This window comes from Bradyrhizobium vignae, assembly GCF_004114425.1.
GTDB classification, from domain to species: domain Bacteria; phylum Pseudomonadota; class Alphaproteobacteria; order Rhizobiales; family Xanthobacteraceae; genus Bradyrhizobium; species Bradyrhizobium vignae.
In genome coordinates, this window is record NZ_RDQF01000014.1 from 34,241 (window position 1) to 47,056 (window position 12,816).

The 12,816-nt window shown below is 58.4% G+C and carries 9 protein-coding genes; 5 read left to right on the plus strand and 4 right to left on the minus strand.

Annotated features, from left to right (window positions below; translation table 11 throughout):
* The first annotated feature begins 140 nt into the window (after positions 1 to 140).
* A complete protein-coding gene (locus EAV90_RS14265; protein ID WP_129143709.1) occupies positions 141 to 2,468 on the plus strand; it encodes a hypothetical protein in 2,328 nt (775 codons plus the stop codon).
* A gap of 486 nt (positions 2,469 to 2,954) precedes the next feature.
* Here the strand turns inward: EAV90_RS14265 and EAV90_RS14270 are convergent, their stop codons facing one another.
* Positions 2,955 to 3,395: a VirK family protein gene (locus tag EAV90_RS14270; protein WP_129143710.1), complete on the minus strand. Its 441-nt coding sequence runs from the start codon at positions 3,393 to 3,395 to the stop codon at positions 2,955 to 2,957.
* Positions 3,396 to 3,987: 592 nt separating this feature from the next.
* Here EAV90_RS14270 and EAV90_RS14275 point away from each other — a divergent pair.
* The 4 genes from EAV90_RS14275 to EAV90_RS14295 all read left to right on the plus strand — a co-directional run bounded on the left by EAV90_RS14275 (position 3,988) and on the right by EAV90_RS14295 (position 9,823).
* Positions 3,988 to 4,956 (plus strand): hypothetical protein, encoded by a 969-nt coding sequence (locus EAV90_RS14275; RefSeq protein ID WP_164936933.1) that lies wholly within the window; start codon positions 3,988 to 3,990, stop codon positions 4,954 to 4,956.
* A gap of 2,053 nt (positions 4,957 to 7,009) precedes the next feature.
* On the plus strand, positions 7,010 to 7,699 hold the full coding sequence (locus EAV90_RS14285) for a response regulator (RefSeq protein ID WP_129143711.1): 690 nt from the start codon (positions 7,010 to 7,012) through the stop codon (positions 7,697 to 7,699).
* Between the two features lie 26 nt (positions 7,700 to 7,725).
* Complete coding sequence (locus EAV90_RS14290; protein WP_164936934.1) at positions 7,726 to 9,180, plus strand: type II and III secretion system protein family protein; 1,455 nt, start codon at positions 7,726 to 7,728, stop codon at positions 9,178 to 9,180.
* Positions 9,181 to 9,190: 10 nt separating this feature from the next.
* Complete coding sequence (locus EAV90_RS14295) at positions 9,191 to 9,823, plus strand: CpaD family pilus assembly lipoprotein (protein ID WP_129143712.1); 633 nt, start codon at positions 9,191 to 9,193, stop codon at positions 9,821 to 9,823.
* A gap of 182 nt (positions 9,824 to 10,005) precedes the next feature.
* Here EAV90_RS14295 and EAV90_RS14300 read toward each other — a convergent pair whose 3' ends face one another.
* The 3 genes from EAV90_RS14300 to EAV90_RS14310 form a co-directional block, all read right to left on the minus strand.
* Positions 10,006 to 11,043, minus strand: a complete 1,038-nt coding sequence (locus EAV90_RS14300; RefSeq protein WP_129143713.1) for an EscU/YscU/HrcU family type III secretion system export apparatus switch protein — start codon at positions 11,041 to 11,043, stop codon at positions 10,006 to 10,008.
* Complete coding sequence (sctT, locus tag EAV90_RS14305; RefSeq protein WP_122405444.1) at positions 11,040 to 11,855, minus strand: type III secretion system export apparatus subunit SctT; 816 nt, start codon at positions 11,853 to 11,855, stop codon at positions 11,040 to 11,042. The genes EAV90_RS14300 and sctT overlap by 4 nt, the downstream gene beginning before the upstream one ends.
* A gap of 685 nt (positions 11,856 to 12,540) precedes the next feature.
* A complete protein-coding gene (locus EAV90_RS14310) occupies positions 12,541 to 12,816 on the minus strand; it encodes an EscS/YscS/HrcS family type III secretion system export apparatus protein (RefSeq protein WP_129143714.1) in 276 nt (91 codons plus the stop codon).

Sequence of the window (12,816 nt, forward strand, 5' to 3'; positions counted from 1 at the left end):
GACAAATTTACCGATCGAAGGATGCAGCGTGCTCGAAGAAGGCACTAGCCCGCCCTAGTTCGTTTCTCGGGTGACGTCAGGTTTTGGAAAGCTAACGTTCGTAGCGATGGAACTAGACAGCGATGTCAACGGACGGGATCATGGACCGACTCACCAATATCAACCCAGCGGACAAGAATTTCGCTGCATCCACCGTGCAACAGCCGCAACAGCAGCAAGCGGAATTTGAGCAGCATCTGGGAGAGGCGCGACAGGTCGGCCCGATATATCCCCATAGGGACCTCTATGATGTCACTGAGGAAGACGATCGCCTCATCCAAGCAGCGGCCGGCGCCGCCCTCGAGCGCGGGCCACCGCCGGGTCCTACCAGCGTCAGTATTTATGATCGTCGACTTCGCAAATTGGCCGAAGCGCTGAAGCAGTCGGGCAAATCAATGGCTGACCTCGATAACGACACGTTGCTGGGTTACGCCAAGAAGCTGCTGCCAAACGACAAAATCATCGCCCCAGCATTGCTAATGATCGAAAGATACCGCGAGCCCAATGCGGCCCCTCGGCCCGCTCCAACACACTACCGCCCTTGCAAGGAAGATGACCGCCTGATCAGGGAGGCGGCGGGCGCAGGGTTTGGTCGAGAAATGGACGCGAAAACCATCGGAAATTATTCGAGCTCTCTTCGGAAGCTCGCGGCAGCGCTCCGACCATTGTCCATTGCCAAGCTCAGTGATGATGCACTGCTCGGCCATGCCAACACTATGTTTCCGAATGACAAGAAAGTCATCTTCGCCCTGAATAGGCTACGTGAATATCGTAAGATCATTGGACACATCAATTCTCTTGAAGAAGGAGACAACTCACGCGATCCAATAATTCAGCCGGCGACCGGTTCGCTAGCACGGGTTTTCGATGAACAGCCATTGTACGACGCTGCGGACCGGGATTGGGCCTTGCCGGCTGACGGTTTCGATGCTCCGCAGCGGCAAGGGGGCGTGTTAGCCGCTCATTCTCCCACACAAAGTGTAGCCCAGGATGTGCTTTTCGACGCGGCGGAGGGCAACCTTCCAGCTCACAACTTCGAAGCTCCAGTTCTCTGGCAGGAAATGCGTTCATCCGCTCTCTCGCCCGTCCAAAGTTTCGCTCAAGAAAAGCTTTTCGATGCCGCGGATAGCGAGGGCTTGCCGCCAGTCACTAGCTTGCGTGCACCGGCGCTTTGGACGACGGCGAGTTCAAGCGGGCACTCGCCGATGCAAAGTGTCACTCAGGAAGCGCTCTTCGATGCCGCTGACCGGGATGGTCCGCGGCCGGCCATGAACTTCGATGCACCGGTGCGGGGGCAGCCAATGAGTTCAGCAATTCGCTTACCTGTCCAAAGTGTAATGCAGGAAGGCTCTTTGAATGCTGCGGGACCGCACGATTGCGTGCCTGCTGACGGTTTTGATGCCCAGGAGGCCTGGTCGTCCGCGTGGTCAGCCTCCCCCCCGCCCATTCCAAGTGTCGGTCGGGAAGAGCTTTTCGATGCCGAAATTTGGCATTCCAGCCCTCAGCCGCAGAATCCCGCGCTACCTAAAAATTCTCGGCGGATGACGGGCGAAGCCGGTGCGGCCCAGGCCGCGCTTGAGCAGGCCCCTCCCACTGCCACTGATAGCTTCGATGCTTCTTTGACAGTTCCCGAGGACTTCTCCCACGGCACCCAGCCCGCGCCGGACATGATGCGTTCCAAACTGGGCCGCTGGGGTCTGTTGCCGGATGCAGCACAGCGGGTGAAGAGCTACGACATTCGTGGCGAACGCTATACGGCCGTGTTGGGACCGGAAGGGCCGCACGACATTCAGCTTATCCACCTTCGCTCTCCCCCTGTGGGCGACACATTTGACGTGTCGTTCGCAGTTCCCAAGGAGTTTTCCCATGGTACCCAGGCGGCTCCTGACATGCTGATTTCGACCCTGGGTAAGTGGGACTTCTTGCCTGATGCGGAACAGCGGATCATGAACTACGAGATTGGCGGTGAACGCTACACGGCCTTGTTGGGACCGGAAGGACTCAATGACGTCCAGCTCATTTATCACCCTCGCCTCGCTTCGCCAGGTGACGCCCCACCTACGAGGCCAGCGGCTGCTTCAGCTATCCCCGGCACTCTTGCACCGGGATTTGATCCGCCCGCGTTATTCGGATTGCCCGAGAGCGCTCATATGGGGCTGGCGCAGAACCCTTCATTGCCGTCTGCGTCAATGGCTGCGGGCCATCAGCAACTCCCGCAGCTGCCTGAACTCGGAGAGCTGTTCGGCGACGACTGGAGGCACGGCCCACAAGAGGCATCGCCTATCGTGATCGACATGCTTCAAAATCTTAATCTCCTGCCGAACGAGCATGTCCCGATGACCGGTTTCCTGATCTACGGCCAGTTGTACACGGCCGAAAACCTACCCGGAGGCCGCGTTCTTCTGTTCCATCGGCCACAATTTGGCTAACCTCGGGCACGCCGTGATAAAGCTCCGCAAGCGAACACGAAGCATGCCGGATGTTTCGTTCTCCTGAACCAGCGGAGCGACGGCCGGGCTCCGAATACAACGCCAAGATGGCCTCTCGAGCGTGATCTCAACAGCAACGCGCGCCGATCACATCCTTTGCAGCAGCTCGTCAGCCCCCGCTTCAGGCGACGAAGCCGGTGCGCGTGCTCACATGCAGCTTGGGCGAGCATCGCGCCGCATCATATGAGTTTAGCTGCGCGGAGCGATCTTCCCGATCGCTACTAAGATCCAATGAGGATCGACGGCTCCTCGTCAGCAGCTCGAGGCGAACTGACGCAAGGTCTTACAGCTTTCCCCGCGACGGAAGACGGCCAGAGACTATCTGGCCGTCGTGCCACGATCGAAGCTATCGTGCCACGGCTGGTGAAGCCGTCCACCAGCAATAAGCTACCCAGCCCATCCCAGCCCTGTGCCGTACTTGTTTGCTTACCAGATGAACTTTGCGCCATCAGGTAGTTCGCAGATGAACTCGCCTTGGTTCACGAGCTCCGTGCTTCCGACAAGAAGCTTCGAGGCTCGCACCGTCAGCTTGCCTTCGCGGCTAAGGCTATGGCGGATGTACTCGGTCACCGCATGTCCAGAGCTGTCGACCGTTTGGTGAGCATTGGAGAAGCTGATTCCGTTCTGGACCGTCACCCTGAATGCATTGATAGCCAGACCGGCCTGCGTCGCCGATGCAGGTTTGCCGCCCTCCGCGGGGTTACAGTGGCTCATGTCCAGTATGAGCTTCACATTCTTCCCCGCCTGCAGGGCATTGAGCACCTCGGTGTATTTCGGCGAGGGCTCATCGGCTCTCGCCAGAGCGCTAGCGCTCGCGACCGAAAGCAAGGACAACAGGATCGTCAGTCCTTTGCCGGTAATCTTCATATGCTCTTCTCCCTCGATAAGTACCACAGCTTACGTTTTTCAAGATGTCGTGCTCGCAAATTGCTTGACGTTCTTTCAGCAAGCGCGCTCGCGCCTGTACAAGAACAGCCTGCCGCAATCAGGCGCAAGTCGTTGTGACGGCTATTCCGACGTCACAACCTCGTAGGTCAGGTTTTCTAGGGGCTTCGGCTCGCGGGCGTCGACTAGAACGATTCGTTTGATGGTCGGCCGTTTGGAACACAAAACGGCGAGCGGTCGCGCTCGCCAACTGCAGGCCCTTTAAGCGAGAAAATGCAGCCGTCACATCTGCACAAGCAGACGACCTACGAAAGAATAACTCGATCAGGCGCATCCGCTTGCTTGTCCTTCTTAGTCTCAAGGACCGTCTACTCGAGGCGAGGCGTCCGCAATGAGGTGGTGGAGCGAACGCTTCGCGGCGGTCGATGCCCCCGATCTGAACCTAATCGAATCAGCAGTGCCAGAAGCCACAAGGCAGCGCTTAAGCTAAATGGCGTTTATGGTCCGTCAGCTTCCGGAAAGCTGAACCTGCAACAATCCACGCCGACAGCCGGCACTTCGAAGGGAGAGAGAGATGAATGTTGATCCACGGAATGCCGCAGACAATTCCTTTGAGGTTCAGCAGCCGCACCACGTCGGTCGACAGCAGGAGGAGCTTAGCGCCCAAACCAGCACACCGGCAAGTTCAGAAGATCAAGCAAGCTTCGAGCAGCAGCTGAATGACTTGGCTCTAGACGATGTGGATTTGCTCCACTCAACCTCGGAGTCAGTCTCGTTAGCGGCAGATTCCGCGACCGCCGCGCCGCCCTCGTCTGCGCCAAACGAGGCGGCTTCTGAACCCAGTCGCTATCCAGCCTCATCATTCGTCAGTGCGCGCGCTCAGCTTGCCGCAATACTGGCAGGTGCCACTCTTGAAGCACTTCGGAACGAGATCGAACTTGCCGAGCAGCAAGCAGCACGTTGGTCGTCGGCGACCGAACCTGCCATTGATCGAGATCGCGTATTCGACAACGTGGCGGGGTCGTCATATGTCACACTGCGGCGTTTTCAGAACCAGGACGGTGATTGCAAGCCGCACACGGAAGAAAACACGAGTGCAATATCTCATGTCCGCAACACGGCTCGGGATCATTCTTCCGTTGGAGATCCTCTGGAGCGGTATCCCATGGACCGAGCCCGCCAAGCTGGTTGGCATATGCGCGGGAAGACAACAGCATCACCCTTCGTATCGTTGGTCGAGGATCCGACAAAACTCGTCGTCTCTCGCGATCCTTGGGCGAGAGCGATCGCCAACAATGCGGACGCGCTGCACACCTACACCGTACCGAAGTCCACTATCTGGACGCCGGACGACGTGCTGAGGAGCATTGCGCTTGGAATGAATGCCGAAGATCAGGACACCATCGATGGGGACGTTGATTTAATGTGCTCACTGGGTAGAACGCCAACTCGAGAAACCGAACGCCTGTTCCTGGGTGGCAATTTGGAAGGCTACCGGACCGCTAGCGAGGCAAATCCCTACAAGCGCGAGGGTAATGAGTAGATGGTCTGTCGACTGCGCCGTTTGGCGGGTTCGTAGGCGTCAAGCACCAAAACACAGCCCAAGAAGGAACTAGAAAACGGCACACCAGCTCCGCCTCAGGCATAACAGCTTGAGCATAATGGCGGCGTGACCGATGGCACGATCAACTCGCCGATCGACCGGTACAGCGGCTGAGGGCTGCGACGAAGAACGCGCCTCCGACGGTCGGGAGGACGCCGGATCATCCTCTCTCCCCAGCCCTCTCGTTGGAGCATCCTTGCATCTTGGATGTGTTGTGACACCGCCCGGCATCAATTTGTTAGCCGCCCCTCGCGGCTGACGGGCGGCTTTGATGAGGTAAGCCGCTGAACGCTCCCCGCCTTAGCTAGATCGGCCTGACATTAACCGCGCGGTCAACCAACAGGTGTTTCGGCCGTGATCGTATCAGTTATTCACTCGTCCGCAGCAAGCGGCGCTGTTGCAGTACGGCCGATCCGCCCCCTGGATGCGTTCCATCAAAACAATCGATTTTGCCGAGCACACCTAAACGCCCCATAGTCGATCGCAATGTATGGAGGCCGCATTCAAGATGACGTCTGGCAATCGATTCTCTCCTCAGTCCCTTGCCGCACAACTTTGCTCGCACGACGCTCCTGTCGTCGGGTGGACGCATCCCGCGCCTCGCCATGATCTTCCCGCTAAATTGCCACGTATGAGGCGGATCGGATCGCCCGATCCTGGCGTCATGGTTTGCGCAAAGCCTGATAACAACGACTGGCTCTTCGCGCAGGTCAAAGGGGTTTCTGGCGCTACTCTCAATTGGATGGACAAATGCTCACGACGTAGGAAAGAGCGAGACCGACCGTCACGCGCAGGTCGACGGCATGGCCGAACTGTGTCGCCGTTTGCCTCGCAACGATTCCGAATTTGAGGGCACGCTACAAGGAGCCTTTAAGGGCACTTGAATCTTACCCAGCGTCAGATTGTAGGATTTCCGACAGTCTCGCGACAGAATCCGCTCGCGTGAATTCTTCCTGACAGGTAGCAACACTTGCGAACGTCTCAACACCTCAATGCTCGGCCGATCCGCCTCGTCACAGTGCTCGACTGCTCCCCTTCAAAGCTTGCGTCGTTCATCTGCTCTGTGAGCGCAGGATGCCGCACCCTCCTCGCAGCCAGACCAGGATCCAGCGCGCGAGAACAACGCGGACAATCGCTCTTTCGCCTATGCCGACCACAGGCCGAGTCCAAGCTCGAGATTAGATCATTCTTTCGCCGTTCACCCCGTCTGACGAAACGGAGCCGGCGTAACCACCTCAGACAATGCATGATGGCAACGCCGGACTCAATTTGTCCTCCGTTGGCAGCATTTGCTCGACTGCGGCGGATAACGTCTCCGGAGCGACCGAACTTCGGGGCAGTTGACATCTTGCTTGGCTATCATCGGTTAGCGAGAGGATGTGTATCCCGCCGATGGGGCGCGTGTTGATCCTCTCGTCGCGCATCTCGGCCTTTTCCAGCCCATTGGCGGATGCTTAGCGGGTGAAGTGTCCTCAAACGCGGAACACTTGCGTTGTCGTGACGTGACGACACTACGGGCTCAACAGCCTTGCAGGACTGACCGCGGATCAAGACGAATCAGGGAGTTTCCATGTCGGTTTCGCAAGTCTGTTCGGCGCCAAATACAGCCGCTCTCGCCTGCGCTTTCGTTTCGCTCGGGCGGTTTGGCGCTATCGCTACTGCAGGCGCTCGCGTAGCGCATGCAGGAACCGCTATGCTCGGCCTACAGATGCATCAGCGCGCGGCCAGGACTCTCAGCCTCGTCAGAGATTGCAGAGCTCTTGCCGGCGTAAGGGAAATTGTGAGCCGCGCCGCCCGCGCAAGCTATCCGCCGCAGGCCTCCACCTATCCCATGACGATGGACGCGCAGACATGGGTCGCCTGCCAACAAGCCCTTGCGTGTCGTTTACGGCTTTTCGATTTCACGCCAAAGCGGCAGCCTCAGGGTTCCGCCGACTCTCATGGTCAAGCGTGACACGCTCAAGTCCTGGCGAGGATGGACGAGAGGCGATGAATGCGAATTCTCCTGGTTGATGATCATGCGGACTTTGGCCGCGCCGTGAAGGAAACGCTCTTAAATTGTGGGTTCGTCGTCGACGTGACGCGCACGCTGGATGAAGCGTCGGCCGCGCTCGATTGCGCGAACTACCACATGGTCTTGCTCGAATCGGTTTTGCCCGATGGAGACGGATTGGACTGGCTGAAGCAGTTGCGGCGCGAGGGACGATCAATGCCGGCTATGATGATGAGCAGTCTCAATGATCTCAGCCGGCGGATTGCAATTTTCAATGCGGGCGCAGATGATTTTCTGCCAAAGCCAGTGTCTATCGACGAACTCATTGCTCGCATGCGAGCTATTTTGCGACGATCAACGCAGATGACGGCGCCGGTGGTGACATTCGGGAATCTGCATTTCGATCCGATCGCGAGACAGGTCTCCGTCGGTGGACGAGTACTGAGAATTGCGCGCCGCGAAGTGTGCATTCTCGAACATTTGCTCAACCGCGCGGGCCGTACCGTGCCCCGCACAGCGCTCGAAGAAAGCTTGTATGCATTTGACGACGAGGTCTCGACCAATGCGCTGGAGGTCGGGATTTACCGCTTACGAGCGCATTTGAACCAGGCCGGGGCAACGCTCAGGATCAAGACCGCGCGCGGTGTCGGCTACACCCTTGAACTCATCGGCGCAGCATCGGCTGCCTAGCAGTCTCACTTGAAGGCAACAATCCCTTGAACGTCGTTAACAATGACGCCGCCGCCGATGAGCCGTCGGTGGTCGCCAGCAGCTCGCACTCTGCCGCTTTTCCCCGCCTCTGCTACGCCCTGTGCGCAGTCGCTCTGCTACTTCCGCTTGCTGCCGCAGCTCAGGCAAAGCGAGAGGGCAAAGGAGAACCGCCACGTGCTGCGCCTGGCAGCACCACCGGCACGCTCAACCTTACCTCCTCACAGGGAAAGACAGTTCATCTGACCGGACCGGCTGCGAGCATTTTTATTGCCGACCCGGCCATTGCGGATTATCAGGCGCCTTCGAACACCACGATTTTCGTCTTTGGCAAAAAGTCGGGACGGACTAGCCTGTTCGCGCTAAACGACAATGGAGAGGCTCTCGCCGAGCTGCGTGTTGTCGTCACCCAGCCGATCGAGGATCTGCGGGCCGCGCTGAAGGCCGAGGTCGGCGACTATCCGATTCAGGTCAGCTATACCCCGCGCGGTGCGATCCTTAGCGGTACGGCGCCTAATGCCGAGGTCGTCGAGACCGCTAGGAAGGTCACTGAGCAGTTTCTTGGGGCTGGCGCGCTGGTAGTCAACAAGATCCAGGTCGCCGGCTCATTACAGGTGAATCTCAGCGTCCGGGTGGCAGAGGTCTCCCGCAGCGCGGTCAAGGATCTCAACATCAACTTCACCGCCTCGAGCCCAAACGGCGCTTTCCTTGTCACCGGCAAAGGGGGAGGGTCCGGCGCAGCCGGCGGCGGCGGCACGATCGGGATTGGGTTTAGCGCCGGCAACACCAACTTGAGCGCTGTTCTGGACGCTCTCGCAAGCGAGCACCTAGCCTCAATCCTGGCTGAGCCGAATCTGACGGCGATGTCCGGCGAAGCGGCAAGCTTCCTCGCCGGCGGCGAATTCCCCATTCCGGTGATGCAGGATAACCGGCAGGTTTCGGTCCAATTTCGCCAGTTCGGCGTGAGCCTCGAGTTCGTTCCGACGGTTCTCAACAATAATCAGATCAACGTCCGGGTGAAGCCCGAAGTCAGCGAACTGTCGAGCGAAGGCGAAGTCAAAATCAATGGCATGGCGGTCCCTGCCCTCTCGACTCGGCGGGCGAGCACCGTGGTCGAGCTCGCCAGCGGTCAGAGCTTTGCAATCGGCGGCCTCATCAGGCGCAACTTCAACACTGACATCGGCGAGTTTCCCTGGCTTGGTGATGTGCCCATCCTGGGCGCACTTTTTCGCTCCTCATCGTTTCAAAAACGTGAAACCGAACTGGTCATTATTGTCACGCCCTACATCGTGCGGCCCGCATCGAATCCGAACAAGATGAGTGCGCCAAGCGACCGCATCTCGCCGCCCTCAGACGCGGGGCGGATTTTGACGAACACGGTGGCCCGGCCGCCACGAGAGCGCGATGCGCCTCGCGCCAGCGCGCCAGGACTGACCGGCAACGCCGGCTTTATTGTCGAATGAGGATCGTCAAATGACATTGCGACATCTGTGCTACCCGATCTTTATTGCGGCAATAATGGGTGGCTGCGCAAATACGGCCTCGATCCAGCCCGCGCCGGCTGACCAAGAGATCCAGGTCGAGCAGAAGAGTAGCGTGCTGTTCCTGCAGAGCCTTCGTGGCCCCGAACGGCATCGGCTGCGAAGCTTTATTGCAGCGACCAGTCGCGGCCGGCGGGATGCCCTCCATGTGAGGGTCATCGGCTCACCCAGACTCGTCGCACAGGTCGCCGACGAGGCTCGCGCCATGGGTGTTGCCAATTACAACATCCTCCTGTCCGCTTCTCGTGTGGATCTGCCGGCTCGTTCCGGGGTGAGGATCGAAGCGATCACTTTCGAAGCTCATCCTCCGGTCTGCCCCTCGCTCTCCATCGTCGGTCCTACGGTGAACGAGAATTCGTTCAACCCGACCCTTGGCTGCTCAGTCCGGAATAACCTCGCGGTCACGATCAATGATCCTGGCGACCTGTTAGGCAATCACGCTGTCATGCCGACCAGTGGTGATCGTGCAGTGCTTCCCATCACCGCACGTGGGGCAACGACGGTGGGCAACAGGAGCAATTTGGAGGATGACACCCATACCAGGGTTGCGCCAGAAACCCAATAAGCTGCTCGTAGAACTCGAACAGCATGAACGTCGGTTGGCATTCTGTTTGGAATCGGCCGACGAGCCTCCTGGACTCCAGCCTTTGCTCGGTCTTTTTTTGGGGATCGTGCAGCTCGCAGATCAGGTTCTGGGACAGTTCGGTCATTGCCCAGTGGTTTGAGCGCATCGATGTTTGCGCGACGCTAAACGAGGCCGGCGGCAAAGACTGCCTTTGCAACCCTCTCGAAACACTCCATCGGAACGGCCTTGCCCATCGTACCTTTTCGGATCAGCTGACGGGCCAACACATGATCCTCGACAATGCTCAGACGTTGGGCGCGCGCCTCCGCCAGCAACTGTGAAGCCGTTTCGCCCTCGCCGCGGCACACCAGTACCGGAACGCCGGTCTCGCCCCGAACGTAGCGCAGCCCAATCAATGTCGCTCGCCCCGTCAGTATCAATGTCGCCCGATGGACGCCGAGCGGAGACTCGTTCGCCGACTCCCGGCGGAGCCTGCGGTGTTCACCCTTGATCTGCGGATTACCATCCTGTTCCTTGGACTCGCGCTTGGCTTCGCTCTGCGTCATGCGCATGTCGCGCAAGAACAACCAACGCTGAATGAGCAGATCAGCCAAGCCGCCAATCAGAAGAGCGCCGGCAGCGATCGCGATCAGCACTTTGAGCTCTTTAAAGACAAAACCAAAGCAGCTCAAATCGCACACGGGCAAGTATACCAGTGCCCTCCAACTTGCGAGCACAGTGAAAACGAACGTAGCGCCAAGAACCAAAACTTTGACGATAGACTTTCCAAGCTCGACAGCCGACCGCTGGGAGACAATCCGCTTCAGCCCTTTGACGGGATCCAATTTCTCAAAGCTGGGTTTAAGCGGCTCAACCGAAATCGTTAGCCCCCCGCCGGCCAAGACACCGGCCAGAATCGCCGCAACCACCGCCGCACCTAGGATGGGGGCCGCGGCTGCTATAGAAAGGTCTATCAATCCGAGCAACGCCTTCCGGGCCGCACTGTTGAAGGGCTGTTCCTGCAGCTTGTCGATGAGCCGCACGGCTTCGCGCCATCCGTCTTCGATCGAGCTGGCCCTGAAGCACAGGCAACCGAAACCAGCGCAAAGGCTTGCCGCGGTCGCAAAGTCGGCGCTGCGCGGGCTCTGCCCTTTCTTACGCGCGTCCCTCAGCTTCTTGTGACTTGGTGGAAGGTTTTTCTCTTCGCTCGTGTCGTTCATTTCAAGAACTTCTCGAGCCACTCCAGCACGTCGTTGAACCGAATGATCTCTGCTCCCATATATTCGATCAGGAAGACGGCGTAGCTGACCATGATGGTGCCAAAGGCGGCATTCTTGATGGTCGGAGAGAGATCGTTCAGCTTGATTTGCGGCGCAAAGCGCCCCAGCAGCATGAGGGATACGTCAATCAGAAGCAGCAGAGCCAGCACGGGCCCGGCGACCACGAGGGTCGTGTGCATGATATGGTCGAGGAGCCCGATAAACTCCATTGCCCCTTGCTGGGTCAGGGGCGGTAGCAGCCGATACACGGGCCAGATCAGATAACTTCCATAGAGGCATCTGACCATGGTCTGCAGACCCCCTGATACAACGAAGATCGTAACCGCGGCAGTCCCGAGAAAGAGCCCCATCGCGGCGGTTTGACTGCGTGTCGCAGGATCGTCCACCTGGCTGGAGATGCCGCGCTGGGTATCAATGATGTCACCAACGGCCTGGATGCTCCAAAGTGGTATACTAAGCAGAAACCCGAACAGCAGGCCGATAAATATCTCCTTCAAACCGAGGAGCGAGACCGCAACCATACGGGTGCCCGGATCTAGTGTCTGCAAGCCGTTCCTGATCTGCATCAAACACGGCAATCCAATCACAACCGTCGCGCTTGCGCGGATAATCCCGCCAATGTGCGGTCGCGTGAATACCGGAAGAACCAGCATAATCCCGAGGGCCCGGGCCGCGCCAAGACCGGCCGCAACGACGAACTCGACAGCAGTCTGAATCAGAGTTTGCGTCTCGGTGGCTGACAAGGCATCCATTTGAGCTCAGCTCGTCGTTCCTTCAGCCAATGCAACCGTCGCACTCACGTCGTCATGGTGTGAGACGTCAAGAACTCTGCAGATCTCGTGTCCCAGCGGTTGCAGAGCGACAGGCCTCGCAGATGACTTCGGCTTCAACTATCCATATGACTACAGCCATCCGGCGCAGAGGTATGACCATTCGATGAGAGCACCGGCGAAATCTCGCGCCGCCTGCAAGCCACGCTTCTTCCGCTCTCACCGAGCGCGGTTTGAAGATCCGAGGGCCTCAAAGCTTCCATCAATTTCGCAGTCTATGGAGATCGGTCTCGAGCGGCACCTTCATTCGTAGGCTCATTCACCAGAATGCCAGACTCGTGGGGCCGCTTGCAATCAACGCGGTTTGCCCGTTCACTTGCGTCGACAACTCGCCAGGCTGTGCATCGAGGACCAGGTCTCAGCAGGTAATTCCATCACATCGTAAGCAAACCTGAATCGAACGGATAGAAATTCCAAATGGGGTCATTCTTCCTCCGAATACGGCAGGCTCATAGAGCCGAACAGGACAGTTCGGATGTTTATCTGTCTCAGAATAGTGAGGCGAGCTTTCGATAAGCTGACGAACTCGCCCTTTTGTGGTTCGCAATGAACGCCAACAAACGCGACGCTATAGCTGAAACTTAGACAGGCCTGCGTTCCGCGCGCACTAATACCTCGCTGTGAGCGCGGGGAACTCAGTGAAGACATGCTGGGCTTGCTCGATCAGCGGCGCGCTCAGCACCGGAGCAAACAGAACGAGCACGGCGACGACGACGAGGAGCTTCACGGTAAGCGGCAAGGTTTGATCCTGGAGCTGGGTTGCTGCCTGCACGATGCCAATACCCAATCCGGCCACGAGGGCTGCCAGGAGCGGCGGTAGAACCCAGATCATGAACAGGACTAATGATCGGCTCAGATGGGTGAGGATGCTCGCCTCGTCCAT